Here is a 16444-nt window from a genome sequence, read left to right as displayed (position 1 = left end):
TAAACAAATAAAAGTAGCTGGCTTTAGCTGTATTCGCATATTAGGCGCTTTTTACACAGTAATCGGTCATTTTTTCTCACTACTCAAAGGTAACTGTTTATATTTAAAACTTGTTTCAATGTGTACAGCAGCTAATATAAATGTCAGCTTAAAAGTTTTTGCATCCAATCACTCTTTTCACACGTTTATTGAGAGTGTGTTTATCTTTATTAGTTAAATTTATAACAGCCTGTTTAATCTCTATTTCAAAGCGATTAGGTTGCGCTTAAATAAAACAATTGTTAATTCACGAAGCTCAACACACCTCGGTAATAATAAAAACAACAGGAACCTTATGGAAAACGACAATTTACTTCCTCTTTTGTGTAAAACAGCACAGGGTAACAAAGCCGCGTTTGCTGATTTGTATCAGCAAACAAGCGCAAAGCTTTTTGCGATTAGTTTAAATATGCTGTCAAACCGCGCGCACGCAGAAGAAGTACTGCAAGAGGCATTTATAAAAATTTGGCATAACGCGTCAGAGTACAACTCATCTAAAGGCACAGTTATTAGCTGGATGATAAGCATTGTGAGATACCGCAGCTTAGATGCATTGCGTTATCACAAGGTAAGAAAAGAGCAGGCAATGGGTGACGATGAATACGATGAACAAGCTGTCGATGTTAGTTACGACGAACAAACCAAACTTGTTAATTGTATTGAGCAACTTGACCCCCAACAAAAACAAGCCATTCATTTAGCCTATTACAAAGGGCTAAGCCATGGTGAGTTAGTCAATCACATAGAAACGCCCTTAGGCACAGTTAAAAGCTGGATCAGGCGTGGTTTGCAGCAGTTGCAGAGGTGTTTAACATTATGAATTATAATAAACCAGAATTACTTGATGCTTTAGCAGGGCAGTATGTATTAGGTACTTTAAAAGGCCTGGCACGAAAACGCTTTCAACGCTTAATGCTCAGCTTACCGCAAGCCCGAGAAGCCACTATAATGTGGGAGCAAAATTTAAATGATTTAGCCAGTGCAATTACGCCTCAAACACCCAGCGCGCAAGTGTGGAAGAATATTTTAAATACATTAGAGCACACCAACCAACCCGTTAAAACGGTCATCAAACCAGCTACATCGCTATGGCGCAATTGGTCATTTGTAGCCACAGCTGCCTGTATTATCTTAGCATTTTTGGTTATTCAGCCCACAACTCAGCCCCAATACAGCCAACAAATTGCTTTAGTACAAAACCAAGATAAGCAATCACTGTGGTTTATTAACGTAGATGAGCAAACATTATCGGTTAAAGCCAGTGATAAACTCGTTGCGCAAACCGATAAAGACTACGAGCTGTGGATGATTTTAAAAGGGCAAGACACGCCAATTTCGTTGGGTCTACTGCCTAAAAACGGTGAAAAACAGTTACTCAAAGGCACGCGCTTTAAAGCGCAAGATATTGCCCTACTCGCTGTTAGCTTAGAGCCTTTAGGTGGCTCGCCAAACGGCCTACCAACACAAGTACTGTACACGACAGATTTAGTTATTTTATAACTAAATAAACGCGACTGGTTGGTCAAACTTTGTTTGGCCAACCTTTATATTTATCTTGGGGTCTAGCGCCCTTTACCTATTAATATTTGATTAAACTAAAGTAGGCTTAATCGCAGTGCGATGCTTATCATATTGTGTGCTCAATACCTGCTGCGTTATTTTAATTGCATACACCCCCTGTAATAAGTATAAAACCAAACCGCTTCAGCCTCTATATCACTCTCTTATCACTTCCTTATCGAAATGCAAAACAGCCTGCTGAAAATTTAATCTTGAACGTTAAACACCCCTTTATTAACAATAATAAAAAATATTTAACTTTTTTGCATCCATTGTGCTTTTTGCTTCGTTATTAGTTATGACTCCAATCAAAACTAAAGGAAAAAGTCATGAAAGCTTTAACTCCATCTATACTCGCAGTAGTAGTATGCAGTACCTTAGTAAGCACCTCTAGCGAGGCATCAAGTCATCGTGAAGCGCCGAACATTAGCCGCTTTCCAACCTTAGACTCTACCGACTTTTACGTATTTAATAGTTATGAAGCAGGCAGAGACGACTACGTTACATTTATTGCCAACTATATTCCTCTACAAGATGCCTACGGCGGCCCTAACTACTTTGCTATGGACCCAGATGCAACCTACAGTATTCATATTGATAACGACGGTGATGCAGTTGAGGATATTACCTTTGCTTTTAATTTTACCAGTATGCTGCCAAACGATAATCAAGGCGTTCAATTAACCGTTGGCCCAGAAGATAATCAGCGTACTGTATCTGTACCTCTTAAAAACGTTGGTGGTGTAGCAGCAGGTGATGATAGCGCCGCTAATTTTAGCGAGTCATACACACTCAGCATGATAAGCGGTCCACAACGTACGGGTACCAGTACAGCATTAAGTAATACCACCACCAGTTCAACCACGTTTAATAAACCGCTTGATTATATTGGTGACAAAACATTTGGTTCAATGGCTGATTACCAAACCTATGCAGATCAGTTTGTTTATCAAGTTTCGGTACCAGGCTGTGACAGTATGGCCAAAGTATTTGTTGGTCAGCGCAAAGACCCATTTGTCGTTAACTTAGGTAAAACATTCGATTTAGTAAATTACGTTCCCGTAGAAGGTGATAGTGCGCCAGGTGCTGGGGATGGCGGTGGTTTCCCTGGAGGGATTACACAAAGCAGTGAGAATGACGACCTGGTAGATAAAAACGTTACCTCAATTGCAGTTGAAATGCCTAAAAGCTGTATTGTAGGTGAAGGCAACGGCGTAATTGGTTCATGGACAACAGCGAGCCTACCTCAAGCACGCATTTTAAACCCTAACGCTAAATTTGCAGATAACGCGGTAAATGGCGGTGCATTAACGCAGGTTTCACGCTTAGGTAATCCATTAGTTAATGAGCTAGTTATTGGTATTAAAGACAAAGATACCTTCTCAACGGCTCATCCTAAAGACGATGCACAGTTTTTAGATTACGTTTCGCACCCGTCTTTACCAGAGCTGTTAAATATTTTATTTAAAGATGCAGTAAATACCACACTTGGCGCTAATTTAGAAACTCTTGCTCCAACTAACTTTCCACGTACTGATTTAATCACCGCATTTTTAACTGGTTTTGCAGGGGTAAACCAACAAGCCACCGTAACGCCATCAGAAATGCTACGTTTAAATACTGCAATTGCAGCGACAGCACAAACTGATCAGTCTGCATTTGGTGTAGCCGGTGATGATTTAGCAGGTTTTCCAAACGGGCGCCGTCCAGGTGACGATGTCGTTGATATTGCACTTCGCGTGGTAATGGGGCGTTTATGTCATCCTATTCCTGTAAATGGTGAAGACACCGACTTAGGTCTATGTACACCAGAGGATGCTGATGTAGGTACAGTGCCATTCACTGATGGTGCTCCAGTTGATGCAAGCATGATGGATGCCACTTTCCCATACTTAGCCACCCCACTTGCAGGCTCTAAATAAGGAGTAACGTATGCGTAATTTAAACCTTACCCATAGCAGTATATTGTTATGCGCTTTGGCACTAGGCGCGTGTAGCAGTGATGATGATAACAAACAACCCACACCGGTTGTAAATTCTGCGCCCAATGCTAGTGATGCAATGTTAACCACACAAACAGAAGTTGAAATTAACGACATGTTAGTGGCCACCGATGCTGATGGCGATACATTAACATACACATTAACTTCGCAGCCGACATTAGGTAACGCTGTAGTAAATAGCGATGGCAGCTTTACCTATACCCCAAACAAAGAAGCAACCGGTAGCGACAGCTTTATGTTTGGTGTATCAGACGGTGTTAACCAGCAAGTGACTGCAGCGGTAAATATAACCATTGAAGCACTGCAAGTGGACTTTGCACAATTTGCAAGCGATGCATTTAATCAAAGCCCCACTGCGCAACCGCTATCTACCAACGGACGTGTCTTTATCAATACAGACACAGACGTAAGCGGTATTTCATCGGGCGCTTCTGGTAACTAACTCAGTAAGTAAATTAAGCTGATGGCCATGGATGGCTTTTTTAAGAGGATAAAACAATGTGCAGTCATTATAAAAAAATGCTCTTTGTTTTTTGCGCTGCACTGTGTGTAAATAACGTGCTTGCAAAACCAATTACCCCAAAAGATAACGCAATTATTGCCTCAAGCAATGCAACATTAAGTGCTAATTTAACCCTTGAGCAACTCACTGCGCTGGTGCTAAATAGCCAATACATAGGCCAAACAGAGCGCTATCAAGGTGTATTAAAAAAACGCTTAAAAAACCTATATACCGCTTCTGCAACTGCACAAAGCGGTTATTTATATGCACGGGTACTTCAAAAGGAGCATGCGTTTTCGCGTGCCATAGACGTTGCTAATAACGTATTAAAAACCCAGCCAGATCATGTAAACACCCATTTATTACTCGCTAATATGTTGATGACACAAGGCAAATTTGAACAAGCTAAGCGCCATTGCGTGGCATTAATTGGTAACACCAGCCTATTAACGGCCAGCACGTGTGTGCTAGATGTACAAAGCCAACAGGGCAAACTGAGTGAAAGTTATCACGCGTTAGTTAAGCTTACGCAAAACAAAAACAGCAGCTTAACGACAAAACATGTGCTCAGCGAAATGGCGTTTAGACTCAATAAATTCACCCGTGCGCAGCAGCATATAAATAATATTGATTTAAACACAGCCCCGGTGAGCCTTATTGTGCTGTGGGCCGATATTCAACTGCAGCAAAACAACCCTGAAAAAGTGCTTAATACACTCGGTAAACTTGCCAATAGCCACTCATCGCTTGAAGACGCTATTTTGCTCAAGTTAGCCATAGCTGAAAAACGCAGTAATAAGCACACTAATACGGTGTGGCAACCGCTCATGCAACAGCGCGTAAAATTACGTGAACAACGCCAAGATACCTTCCATGCCAACGACTTAGCTAACTACTATATTCATGTACAAGCAAACCAAGCCAAGGCACAATACTGGGCAAATATAAATTGGCAGCAAGCAAAAATGAGTACAGATAAACACTTACTAAGCCAAGCAAATACGATGGTTAGGGATTCTTTATGAGTAAAATAAACGCGTTATTTGTTTTATTTATAGTTGCGCTATTTGCCAACTTTAGCGTGCAAGCACATCAGTTGAGCACAAGCTACATTTCGCTGGATAATACCGATAACGAAAAGCAATACACAGGCACATGGCAAATAAATATTAGCGATTTAGAACAAAAAGTTGCGCTTGATGTTAACCAAGACACCCAAATAAGCTGGGGCGAATTAAAATCACAAAAGACGGCTATTAATCGCTATGCCAAAAATACTCTATCGGTTTTACAAAATGAGCAAACTTGCCCATTAACAATCACCGATAACTACCAATTAGATAATCATTTTAATGAAGCATATTTAGTGTTACCGCTAGTTTTTAGCTGTAACACTGATGCAGATGTAACGTTAACGTACCGCGCTTTTTTTAACCAAGACGCAAACCACAAAGTTATTGTAAATGTAAATCAGGTTTCGCGGGTTTTCACTATAGATGAGCAACAACACACTTTTACCACTGAGCAATCGAGTTATTTAACGACCTTTAACCAATATGTTTATCAAGGCGTGTTACATATTTGGATTGGCATTGACCATATTTTATTTTTAATCGCACTACTTTTAACCTGCGTTTTAACACGCAATGATAGTCACTGGCAGGCAATAGCAAGTAAAAAGCACATTATTAAGCACACTGCGTGGATTGTGACTGCGTTTACCCTTGCGCATTCACTTACCCTTACTGCTACGGCTCTTAATCTTGTTTCGCCAAGTAGCCGCTGGGTAGAGCTAGGTATTGCAATCTCGGTATTATTTGCGGCTTTAAACAATGTATGGCCGGTTATATTACGCCTTGGCTGGCTTACTTTTGCGTTTGGTTTGTTACATGGAATGGGCTTTGCCAGTGTACTGGGTGAGCTTGGGCTCTCGAGCGATTATCAATTGCTCAGCATTTTAGCGTTTAACTTAGGTGTAGAGCTTGGGCAGCTGAGTATACTGTGTATTGCACTGCCGGTGTTACTAACCATGCACAATAAACCTATTTACATAAAATGGGTGATGCCAATTGGCTCTCTTGCAATCGCTGCAATGGCGCTATTGTGGTGCGTAGAGCGCATTTAGCATTAAAAAAGCGAGTCGTTTGACTCGCTTTTTAGTTTTCTATTACTTGGTTTTATCAAACGGCATTAGCAAGGTTTTCATCGCAGGCCTAAGCGCGATTAACACCGTTTCTTCGGTGAGCTCAGGGTAGAGCATCTTACGAAGCAGTAACCCCGCCATCATCGAAAAAATAACGTTAATGCGGCTTTCAAGTTCGTGTTCATCAGTGTCTTTAAGTGCACTACGTTCACTGGTGAGCAATTGACGCATACGTCCCCGTGCTTGAATATCCATATCTCGTAAAAGCGAGGCCACTTTACTATTGCGACCCGCTTCCGCCATCATGTCTAAATCAACCACACAGGCACCGGTATCCATATGCCTTTGTACACCAATGTTTAAGCCATCTATAAGCGCTTGCAGAACATCACCTGGGTGATCTTCAAACTCCTGAAAGATAGAAAACATTTCTTCCATGTCTTTAGCAATAATACTTTCAATTATTGCCTCTTTGCTTTCAAAGTAGTTATATATATGCCCAGCGCTCATGCCTGCCGTACGGGATATTTCGGCCATGCCTGCGCCATGATACCCCTTGCGTTTAAAACACTCTGAGGCAGCACTAAGCACTTGTTCTCGCCTAGCTTGTGCTAATGCTGGGTCTATATGCCTTTTAGCTTTCGTGCTCATAACCCTACTCCGGTATTAAGCGCATACTTAATACAGCGTAAGCTCATTGCATAGCTTAACTTAACAACACCTTTCATTTTACTGCTCTTGCACAGGTGTTTTAGCTATATTCCAGCCGCCACCTAATGCTTTATACAAATTAATTTGGCTGGCAAGGTAAGCCTGCTGACCTGTTATTAACTGCTGTTGAGCCGAGTACCACGTACGCTGTGCATCAAGTACCTGTAGGTAGCTATCAGCGCCTTTTTCGTAACGCATTTTTGATAAATCGTACGTTAGCTGACGCGAACTAATTAACATATCAAGGGCATCAAGTTGCTCTTTGTAGCCTTCTCTATCTGCTAATGCATCGGCAGTTTCACGAAACGCATTTTGAATTTTTTGCTGGTACGTCGCCACCGCAATTTCTTGATCGGCCTTTGCCACATCAAGGTTTGCCTGGTTACGTCCCATAGTAAAAATTGGTAAGTTGATTGACGGTACAAAGCTCCACGTCCCTGAGCCTGAATCAAACAAGCCACTTAAATCGCTAGACGTACTGCCCGCAGTCGCGGTTAAGCTAATGCTTGGGTAAAACGCCGCACGCGCTATACCAATATTCGCGTTAGCGGCTAATAAAGCGTGCTCAGCGGCTTTAATATCAGGGCGCTGCGTTAATAAATCAGAGGGTAAACCAACAGGTACTTCTGGTAAGTCCAGTAAATTAGTTAACGAGTTAGTCGGTAATAAATCACTCGATACAGGGCGCCCTACCAGTAAATCTAACGCGCTTTTATCACGTTTTAACAAGCGTTTATATGTTGCTATATCTACTTTTGCAGTGGCAACCGTACTTTTAAGCTGCTCAAGCGTAATTGCCGATGTAGCGCCTAAATCAAAGCTTTTTTGCGTAAGCGAGAGCGACTCCTGCTGCGAGCTTAATGTTTCTTTAGCAAGCTCTAATAGCTGTAAGTCAGTTGCGTAGTTTAACCAAGCATTGGCAAGCTCAGCAATGAGTGAAATTTGCGTGCTGTATTGCGTAAGCTCAGTGTTATAGAGGTTTTGCAGGGCTTGCTCAGACTGGTTACGTACCTTACCCCAAATATCTAATTCATAAGAGGTAATACCGACCGTTGCGCTGTACTGTGAGCTAATACCTGCTTCACCCGTACTGGTTAAATCAGCCGGTAAACGTTGGCGCGTAGCCCCACCATTAAAATCTAATGAAGGGTATAAACCCGAATCTTCAATTTGGTATAAACCGCGTACACGCTGCACATTTAATACTGCTATTTGCATATCTTTATTATGCTCAAGGCTTAAGCTAATCAAGGTTTGCAATTTTTCATCATTAAAAAATTGCTGCCAATGTAACTGTTGCGCTGCTGCTTGCTCAGTGTCAGATACATAAGTATCTGGCACTGGGAAAGCAAGCTCTTTTTGCTCAGGGGCTAGTTGGCAGCCACTTAAAACAACTAATGTAATTGCGCTTAAAGTGAAGCGTTTAATGCTCATTGTGCGCTCTCCTTTTTATCGTCGGTGTTTTTCATTGGAAATACACGACGAACTAAAACAAAGAATAACGGCACAAATACCACCACTAAAATAGAAGAGGCAAGCGTACCACCTATAATCGAAATACCCAGTGCATTTTGCGCACCTGAACCGGCACTTGAGGCAATAGCAAGCGGTATAACACCACAAATAAAGGCCATTGAGGTCATTAATATTGGACGTAAGCGTAAGCGTACTGCTGCAATAGCCGCATCGACTAACCCTAGGCCTTCTTGCATTTTATGAATCGCAAATTCTACGATTAATATTGCATTTTTAGAGGCTAATCCTATGGTGGTTAATAAACCTACCTGAAGGTAAATATCATTAGATAAACCTGCCATTACCGCGGCAACCGTAGCTCCAAATATACCTAATGGCACAATAAGCATAACCGCAAACGGTACAGACCAGCTTTCATAAAGCGCTGCTAAACATAAAAATACAAACAATAGCGATAAACCGTAAAGTAACGGGGCTTGGCCACTGCTAGAGCGCTCTTGAAACGAAATACCCGTCCACTCAGAGGCAATTCCGTTAGGAAGTTGTTTAACTAAGCGCTCCATTTCATCCATTGCTTGGCCAGTACTGTAACCTGGTGCAGCAGTACCTTGAATTTCCATTGCTGAAAAGCCGTTATAACGCTCAAGACGTGGTGAACCATAGGTCCAATACGAACTTGCAAAGGCTGAAAATGGCACCATATCGCCGCTGTCATTACGTACATACCACTTGTTTAAATCCTCTGGCACCATACGTCCTTGCGCTTCACCTTGAAGGTAGACCTTTTTAACGCGGCCACGGTCAATAAAGTCATTAACGTAACTACTACCCCACGCAGTTGATAGCGTGCTGTTAATATCAGCCTGAGACACACCCAGTGCTTGTGCTTTAGCAAGGTCAACATCAAGTTGCAGCTCGGGCATATCTTCTTGTCCGTTAGGGCGTACACCCGCCAAAATTGGGCTTTGACTCGCTAAACCAAGTAATTGATTACGCGCTGCTAATAAAGCATCGTGGCCAAGTCCAACCCTGTCTTGTAAGAAAATATTAAAACCATTTGCAGTACCTAGCTCAACAATGGCTGGCGGCGGGAAAGCAAACACAAACGCTTCTTTAATCGTTGAGAAGTAGCCCATTGCTTTACCTGCCACACCTTGCACAGATAAATCATCACGTTCGCGCTCATCCCAATGCTTAAAGTTTACAAACCCTATTGCTGAGTTTTGACCAGAACCTGCAAAGCTAAATCCGGTTACCGTAAAAATACCGTTAACAGCTTCAGATTGATCGTTTAAATAGTGGTTTTCTACTTTTTTAACCACTTCTAATGTTTCTTCGGTAGTTGAGCCTGCAGGCAGTGAAACCTGGTTAAACAAAATACCTTGGTCTTCATCAGGTAAAAACGCTGTAGGTAGGCTTGAAAAGATATACACCATGCCCGCAACAATAAGGCCATAACATAAAAGGTAGCGCTTAGATAAGCGGATCATACGGCTTACAAAACTTTGCGCGCCGGCATTTGTTTTATCAAACCCGCGGTTAAAACCACTGAAAAAACGGCCAAACATCGAGCTATTATCATGCACGTGGCTAGGCTTTAAAAGCGTGGCACACAATGCAGGTGTTAAAATAAGTGCTACTAATACCGAGAGCCCCATTGCTGATACCAGCGTAATAGAAAACTGACGATAAATAACACCGGTAGACCCACTAAAGAACGCCATCGGAATAAATACAGCCGACAGCACCATGGCAATACCTACTAGCGCGCCTTTAATTTCATCCATCGATTTACGTGTTGCTTCAAGCGCAGAGAGTTTTTCTTCACTCATTACACGCTCAACGTTTTCTACTACAACAATCGCATCATCAACCAGTAGACCTATGGCAAGTACCATCGCAAACATGGTTAATGTATTTATTGAATAGCCAAACGCGTACAAAATACCAAAAGTACCTAACAACACCACAGGTACAGCTATAGTTGGAATAAGCGTAGCGCGGAAGTTTTGTAAAAACAGATACATAACAACAAATACCAGCACAACCGCTTCTATTAATGTATGCACTACTTTTTCAATCGATAACGAAACAAACGGAGTAGTATCATAAGGAACAACAACATCTAAGCCTTCAGGAAAAAACGCTTTTAACTCTTCAATAGCAGCTTTTACACCTTCTGCGGTATCGAGTGCATTTGCCCCACTGGCAAGCTTAATACCTAAGCCCGATGCTGGTTGTCCATCGTAACGCGCTACAACACGATAGCTTTCACCACCAAGCTCTACACGGGCTACATCTTCAAGGCGTACAAACGAGCCATCGGCGTTTGCCTTAACTATAATGTCTTCAAACTCTTTTGCTGTTTGTAAACGGCTTTGTGCAGTAACGGTAGCATTAAGTTGCTGACCTTCAACCGCAGGCATGCCGCCTAATTGCCCAGCAGACACTTGGGCGTTTTGAGCACTGATTGATGCACTAATATCAGCAGGGGTTAACTTGTAGTTTTGCAGCTTAGCTGGGTCTAACCAAATACGCATAGCATACTGAGAACCAAACAGCTGAACCTCACCTACCCCTTCAACACGCGAAACAATATCTTGAACATTAGATGACACATAATCACCAATATCGATATTCGTCATGCTGCCATCTTTTGATACAAAACCCAGTACCATTAAAAAGTTACGTGCAGACTTAGCCACCGATACACCTTGCCTTTGCACTTCTTCAGGTAGCAAAGGGGTGGCTGTGGCTAACTTGTTTTGCACTTGTACCTGTGCAATATCCGGGTCAGTTTCGGCGCTAAATGAAAGCGTAAGGGTTGCTGAACCACTCGACTCAGAAGTCGATGACATATATAGCAAACCATCAAGGCCTTTCATTTTTTGCTCAATAACTTGGGTAACCGTATCCTCTAGGGTACGTGCTGATGCGCCCGGGTATGTTGCAGTAATACTAATAGCCGGCGGGGCAATTGACGGGTACTGAGCTATTGGTAAACTTTGAATAGCTAAAACACCTGCAAGCATAACCACGATAGCAAGTACCCATGCAAAGATGGGTCTGTCGATAAAAAATCGTGACATTAAAACTCTCCGTTATTGCGCTTTGTCAGCTGTTGCTGATGGTGAAACTTCAGTCGGTGTTACCGGCGCTCCAGGGCGAATTTTTTGTAACCCTTCAATAATCAGTTTATCGCCATCGCTTAGCCCGTCGGTTACTAACCAGTTTGAACCAATCGTTCTGTCTACTTTTAAAACGCGGCTTTCAACGGTGTTTTCTTTGCTAACAACCATGGCTGTTGGCTCGCCTTTTGTATTACGGCTAACCCCACGTTGCGGCACTAAAATAGCGTCTTGTTTTACGCCCTCAACTACAGAGGCACGTGCATACATACCCGGTAATAATAACTTATCAGGATTTGGGAATTTAGCGCGTAAGGTAACCGACCCTGTGCTTGGGTCTACTGTCACTTCAGAGAACTGTAACGTGCCTTTAAGTGGGTAAGTTGAGCCATCTTCCATTTGCAGTTCAACATCTGTTTGCGATTGTGAATCAACGCTCAATGAACCTGAAGAAATAGCTTTTTTAAGTTGAGTTAGCTCGTTGCTTGATTGGGTTAAATCAACATAAATAGGGTCAAGCTGGGTCACTGTTGCCAATGCTGTTGTTTGATTAGCGCTAACAAGCGCACCAACAGTAACGCTCGATTTACTAATTTGGCCACTGATTGGAGAAGATACATGGCTGTAGTCTAGGTTAATTTGCGCCGATTTAAGCTGTGCTTTTGCCGTTAATAGCTCTGCTTGTGCTTGCTTTTGCGCTGCATCTGCTTCGTCAAAGTCTTGCTGACTTACGGCTTTAATTTTTAAAAGCTCGCTATAACGCGACGCTTTTGATTTAGTGCTGGCAATACTTGCCTCAGCGCGGGCAACAGCTGCTTCGCTTGCTGCTAGGTCAGCTTCAAACGTAGCGGGGTCAATTTGATAAAGCGCTTGGCCTTGCTTAACTTGAGCACCTTCTTTAAATAAACGCGATTGCACAATGCCACTTACTTGCGGGCGGATTTCCGCAATTTGAAAAGCACTAATGCGACCGGGAAGCTCCTTTTTTAGTGTAAGCGCTTGGCTTTTTAATGTAATTACACCAACAGGTACTGCTTGTGGAGCTGAAGCTTGTTGCGAGTCAGCTGCTTGGTCGCAACCTGTTAAAGCAACAGATCCAACGAGGGCTGTTAATACAAATAAAGCGATGCGAGAACGCTGCATGTTAAATACCTTTTAGTCTATTTATGTCTAGAGTGAACGATCATTCTAAAGTAAATCTAAACGAGAATAAATTAAAACGGGTGCAAATTTACACTAACTTACAGTTGCAAAATTAAACTACGCCATAGGTTGTAGAAGGTGTTAATTTGATGAAAAATAAAATGGATAAGTATGAAAAATAAACTTTATTGCGGTGCGTTATTTATTAACGTGCAACAAAAAAGCCAAGCTAAGCTTGGCTTTAATGCAAATTTATAACTATTTATTTATACGAGACACCAATAATTGCTCAACCCTTATGCCCTCAACATCAACCACCTCAAATTTAAAGCCATTAAAGGTAAAGTGCTCAGCACGTTTAGGTATACGCTTCATTGTGTATATTAAAAAGCCCGCCACGGTTTCAAAGTGCATTTGATCGGGAAACTCTTCAATGTCTAATACTTTTGCTAAATCAGAAATCGGGGTTAAACCATCCACTAACCACGAGTGCTCATCGCGGGCAATAATAAGTTCATCGCCTTGGTGGGTAATTAAATCTCCCATAAACCCTTTCATTAAATCTTTTACGGTAACAATACCGACTAACAAGGCATATTCATTTACTACCACAGCAAACGGTTTTGCAGCACTTTTAAATGCATTTAGCGCCTCAGACAGGCTTAGGGTTTCAGGTAAATAAAACACGTCTGTTTCAATCAGCTCTTGCTTAATATTAGCTGGCTCACCTTTTAGTACTTGTCGTAGTATATCTTTTGATTCAACAGAGCCGCGTAATTTATCTAAATTACCCGAGACCACTAAAAAATGATTATGGGGGTTTTCAATAATTTTGGTGGCTATATCGTGGCTGCTTTCATTTAAGTCAAAATAAACTATTTGGTCGCGTGGGGTCATTACACTTGATAAAAAGCGTGCTTCTAGTTCAAACACATTGCCAATTAGCTCATACTCTTGTTGTTGTAAGCTGCCGTATTCTGCGCCCGCGTCCATCATCGCCACAATGTCTTCGGTGGTAACAATGTCTTCTCGCTCTGCGGGTACTTTAAATAAACGCAGTACAAAATTAGTTAAACCATTAAAAAACATCACTAATGGCGTAAGTGCAAAAGTAACCCATCGCATTATTGTTACCACACGCACAGCCACCGCTTCGGGCATGATCATCGCTAAACGCTTTGGCATTAAATCAGCAAATAATATAAACAGCGAGGTAATGGTAAAAAACGAAAATAAAAAACTAATTTTTTCAAGGTGTACACCTTGATAAAAAAGCACCAAGATACTTTGTACATAAGGCGATAGCGCTTGTTCGCCCACTATTCCGCCTAAAATAGCAATCGCGTTTAGGGCAATTTGGATCATCGCAAAAAACGCCCCAGGGTTTTCTTGCAGTTTTAATACCGCGGCCGCGTTATCACTGCCTTCATCGGCCATTACCCGCAGTTTAATTTTACGCGACGCTGCAATAGCAATTTCCGACATGGCAAACAACGCACTGATCAAGATCAATAAGCTAATCCCGATTAAATCACCCATTTAACGCTCCAAAAAGTTAGCGCTTTTTCAATAAAAAGCAGCTGATTATAGACGCTTTTTTAAACGCGGCAATTTATATTTATGCTTTTACAGGCTAAATTAATAAGCCATTGAATTAGCGTTGTTTATTTTGCTTTTTTGCTTCATCGAATGCCAGCGCAAGTCTATCTTGTAGGCTTTGCGGCATGTTTTTATTACAGGCAAAGTAAAGCGGGGAGTGTTGTGTATTGAGCGTAAATATAGGCTCTAATAATTTAAGCTTTGGCTCAAACTGTGCGCGGTAGTTAAATTGTTTTTTACTTAATATAACAAAGTCGAGAATATCGTGCCGTGTGCTTATTAATTTATCTATTTTGTCTAAGCTATCAATTATCAATAAGTTTTTAGCTTCAGTAAAGCCACGCTCTAGCAAATAATGGTGGCTAAAATTATCTCTAAGCACCGCTGTTTTATATTTTTTAGCATCGTTAAGCGTTTTTAAGCGAATGTTACGTGATTTAAGGGCATAAATAGCAGAGTCAAAACTTTCAAGCTCAGCCACCCAGCTAAACTTATCTTCTCGCTTAGGTAACCTTACAATAGAAAATATACAGGTATTCGTATCTCTTAATACTGCGTTATAAGACACAGCCCAACTGTGCGCTAACATAGTGTATTTAATATCTGTATTGGCGAGCGCGTTTCTCACTTTATCTACAGAGCGCCCTGCAAGTTGGTTGTTTTCGTCAATGTATTGAAAATCGGGGAATACTTCGGTCACTATTGTAATTTCAGCTGCATTGAGCCTTATGCATGCAAAACACAACAAAAATAAGTACAGCTTCATTTAGCTTCGCCTCAAAACTAAAACAGATATACACCAACTATAGCCGAGGGTAACCGAACCGCTAGTTTTTAACCTAGCCCTATACGCTGATAGGACTAGATTTTTTTAAAGACTAACCTGCTATCTATTCATTGCACTAATTAAGAACGCTGAAATTTTAGCGCCTTCACGTAATGTTGTTTCTGAACTTGCTTGGCCTACTAATGAGCTGTCGGTAAATGGCGCTATTTCCATCATGTCGGCGCCAGTAATTGGAAACTCATCGGCAATAGCTTGTAAAATATCCAGTGCATGTTGCGGGGTTAAGCCGTTATCTTCTGGTGTGCCCGTGGCTGAGGCAAATTCGGCATCGAGTGCATCTATGTCAAAGCTTACGTACACTTCATCTACGTTATCGGCTTTAAGCTGCGCAATGGTTTCATCCGCAACCGCTTTTGCACCACGCTCTATTATTTCATTAGCCCAATGTTGTTTTACACCAAAGGTGCTTTCCCAGTGCGATTTAGGTTTACCGCTTGAGCGAATACCAAACTGGATTAAATGATGCGGTGCAGGTAAAAACTCTAATATATGCGTACACCACGAGCCAAAGCATAAATCTATCCCTAAGCGCTCTACTAATAAATCGGTATGCGCATCAAAATGAATAATAGCGGTACGTTTGCCTTGCTCGCGCTTAGCTTTTAAATACGCTTTAGTTAGCGGGTAGCTAATTGAGTGATCGCCCCCAATACCAAATATGCCTTTATCTTTAAATGTGGCGTAAAAGCTGTCACACACATCTTCGGTAATAGAAAGCGGGCTTACGTAGTAATCATCGTTTTTATCGCCGTATAGGGCTTTTTGGCAGTTTGAAATTGTGGCGTCGTTTAAGTATTTATCATGTAATAAATGCGGTATAACACGCACATCACCTAAATCAAAAGAGCGGCACTGGGTTTGCTGATCAATCAAGGCTGAGCGTAAAAATAATGGCCCCCAGTTTGCGCCACGTAAAATACCGCCGCCACAATCTGAGCTAATACCTAACATAACCGCTTTGTGAGGAGATTCGGGTAATTGTGTTAAAGAATCGCGCCACAAAACATCAACATTTTCGCTTTGCCCATACAATTTATTACGTAATGCCGCTTTACGCTCTTTCGCGGTATTAACTGTAAATACACCATCGCCAGGTGCACATAAACAGTGCTCTACTTTACGTTTAAACGCGTCAAATTGTGTGCACATAATAAATCCTATACTTGTGTGTTTTATTCATGTGGTTTTGATTAGTTATGCAAAAACTAAAATTATCGGCCTATTTGCAAATAACGCGCAATGCGCTCACTTATTGCTCAAGCATTATTTATGCGCTTATATAAAAGCCGTTAA

13 protein-coding genes are annotated in these 16444 nt (G+C 41.6%); 6 read left to right on the top strand and 7 right to left on the bottom strand.

All coding sequences use genetic code 11. The features are described 5' to 3' along the window. The first annotated feature begins 334 nt into the window (after window positions 1–334). The 6 genes from MTF68_RS05595 (at window position 335) to MTF68_RS05570 (ending at window position 6229) form a co-directional block, all read left to right on the top strand. Window positions 335–859: a sigma-70 family RNA polymerase sigma factor gene (locus MTF68_RS05595; protein ID WP_024031922.1), complete on the top strand. Its 525-nt coding sequence runs from the start codon at window positions 335–337 to the stop codon at window positions 857–859. Further along, window positions 856–1539, top strand: coding sequence for an anti-sigma factor (locus MTF68_RS05590; RefSeq protein ID WP_248461936.1), 684 nt, complete (start codon window positions 856–858; stop codon window positions 1537–1539). The genes MTF68_RS05595 and MTF68_RS05590 overlap by 4 nt, the downstream gene beginning before the upstream one ends. 389 nt (window positions 1540–1928) lie before the next feature. After that, window positions 1929–3521, top strand: coding sequence for a DUF4331 domain-containing protein (locus tag MTF68_RS05585; protein WP_029771656.1), 1593 nt, complete (start codon window positions 1929–1931; stop codon window positions 3519–3521). Between the two features lie 10 nt (window positions 3522–3531). Beyond that, entirely contained in the window at window positions 3532–4044 is a 513-nt protein-coding gene (locus tag MTF68_RS05580; protein ID WP_138579117.1) for an Ig-like domain-containing protein, read from the top strand. A gap of 56 nt (window positions 4045–4100) precedes the next feature. After that, window positions 4101–5129 (top strand): tetratricopeptide repeat protein, encoded by a 1029-nt coding sequence (locus MTF68_RS05575; protein ID WP_248461935.1) that lies wholly within the window; start codon window positions 4101–4103, stop codon window positions 5127–5129. Next, window positions 5126–6229, top strand: coding sequence for a HupE/UreJ family protein (locus MTF68_RS05570; protein WP_248461934.1), 1104 nt, complete (start codon window positions 5126–5128; stop codon window positions 6227–6229). Before MTF68_RS05575 ends, MTF68_RS05570 begins: the two co-directional genes overlap by 4 nt. A 42-nt stretch (window positions 6230–6271) precedes the next feature. Here MTF68_RS05570 and MTF68_RS05565 read toward each other — a convergent pair whose 3' ends face one another. The 7 genes from MTF68_RS05565 to MTF68_RS05535 all read right to left on the bottom strand — a co-directional run bounded on the left by MTF68_RS05565 (window position 6272) and on the right by MTF68_RS05535 (window position 16300). Beyond that, window positions 6272–6898 carry a TetR/AcrR family transcriptional regulator gene (locus tag MTF68_RS05565; protein WP_024031928.1) on the bottom strand — a complete coding sequence of 209 codons (627 nt, stop codon included), beginning with the start codon at window positions 6896–6898 and terminating at the stop codon, window positions 6272–6274. 78 nt (window positions 6899–6976) lie between these two features. Beyond that, window positions 6977–8392 (bottom strand): efflux transporter outer membrane subunit, encoded by a 1416-nt coding sequence (locus MTF68_RS05560; protein WP_248461933.1) that lies wholly within the window; start codon window positions 8390–8392, stop codon window positions 6977–6979. Further along, a complete protein-coding gene (locus MTF68_RS05555; protein ID WP_054981829.1) occupies window positions 8389–11523 on the bottom strand; it encodes an efflux RND transporter permease subunit in 3135 nt (1044 codons plus the stop codon). Before MTF68_RS05555 ends, MTF68_RS05560 begins: the two co-directional genes overlap by 4 nt. A 12-nt stretch (window positions 11524–11535) precedes the next feature. Then, window positions 11536–12705: an efflux RND transporter periplasmic adaptor subunit gene (locus tag MTF68_RS05550; RefSeq protein WP_064386607.1), complete on the bottom strand. Its 1170-nt coding sequence runs from the start codon at window positions 12703–12705 to the stop codon at window positions 11536–11538. A gap of 258 nt (window positions 12706–12963) precedes the next feature. Beyond that, on the bottom strand, window positions 12964–14244 hold the full coding sequence (locus MTF68_RS05545) for a hemolysin family protein (protein ID WP_096042894.1): 1281 nt from the start codon (window positions 14242–14244) through the stop codon (window positions 12964–12966). Between the two features lie 115 nt (window positions 14245–14359). Beyond that, the gene (locus MTF68_RS05540) at window positions 14360–15070 is read right to left on the bottom strand and encodes a transporter substrate-binding domain-containing protein (RefSeq protein WP_121638431.1); all 711 of its coding nucleotides are present in this window, start codon (window positions 15068–15070) and stop codon (window positions 14360–14362) included. A 120-nt stretch (window positions 15071–15190) separates the two neighbouring features. Beyond that, on the bottom strand, window positions 15191–16300 hold the full coding sequence (locus MTF68_RS05535) for an arginase family protein (protein ID WP_248461932.1): 1110 nt from the start codon (window positions 16298–16300) through the stop codon (window positions 15191–15193). Between the last annotated feature and the right edge of the window lie 144 nt (window positions 16301–16444).

Source organism: Pseudoalteromonas sp. 2CM37A, from assembly GCF_023161885.1.
GTDB classification, from domain to species: Bacteria; Pseudomonadota; Gammaproteobacteria; order Enterobacterales; family Alteromonadaceae; genus Pseudoalteromonas; species Pseudoalteromonas atlantica.
This window is presented reverse-complemented; position numbering and strand designations above follow the sequence as displayed.

Bases quoted from the DNA above. Each gene is read 5' to 3' on its own strand.
- MTF68_RS05595 (WP_024031922.1), top strand. From the start codon at position 335: ATGGAAAACGACAATTTACTTCCTCTTTTGTGTAAAACAGCACAGGGT.
- MTF68_RS05590 (WP_248461936.1), top strand. From the start codon at position 856: ATGAATTATAATAAACCAGAATTACTTGATGCTTTAGCAGGGCAGTAT.
- MTF68_RS05585 (WP_029771656.1), top strand. From the start codon at position 1,929: ATGAAAGCTTTAACTCCATCTATACTCGCAGTAGTAGTATGCAGTACC.
- MTF68_RS05580 (WP_138579117.1), top strand. From the start codon at position 3,532: ATGCGTAATTTAAACCTTACCCATAGCAGTATATTGTTATGCGCTTTG.
- MTF68_RS05575 (WP_248461935.1), top strand. From the start codon at position 4,101: ATGTGCAGTCATTATAAAAAAATGCTCTTTGTTTTTTGCGCTGCACTG.
- MTF68_RS05570 (WP_248461934.1), top strand. From the start codon at position 5,126: ATGAGTAAAATAAACGCGTTATTTGTTTTATTTATAGTTGCGCTATTT.
- MTF68_RS05565 (WP_024031928.1), bottom strand. From the start codon at position 6,898: ATGAGCACGAAAGCTAAAAGGCATATAGACCCAGCATTAGCACAAGCT.
- MTF68_RS05560 (WP_248461933.1), bottom strand. From the start codon at position 8,392: ATGAGCATTAAACGCTTCACTTTAAGCGCAATTACATTAGTTGTTTTA.
- MTF68_RS05555 (WP_054981829.1), bottom strand. From the start codon at position 11,523: ATGTCACGATTTTTTATCGACAGACCCATCTTTGCATGGGTACTTGCT.
- MTF68_RS05550 (WP_064386607.1), bottom strand. From the start codon at position 12,705: ATGCAGCGTTCTCGCATCGCTTTATTTGTATTAACAGCCCTCGTTGGA.
- MTF68_RS05545 (WP_096042894.1), bottom strand. From the start codon at position 14,244: ATGGGTGATTTAATCGGGATTAGCTTATTGATCTTGATCAGTGCGTTG.
- MTF68_RS05540 (WP_121638431.1), bottom strand. From the start codon at position 15,070: ATGAAGCTGTACTTATTTTTGTTGTGTTTTGCATGCATAAGGCTCAAT.
- MTF68_RS05535 (WP_248461932.1), bottom strand. From the start codon at position 16,300: ATGTGCACACAATTTGACGCGTTTAAACGTAAAGTAGAGCACTGTTTA.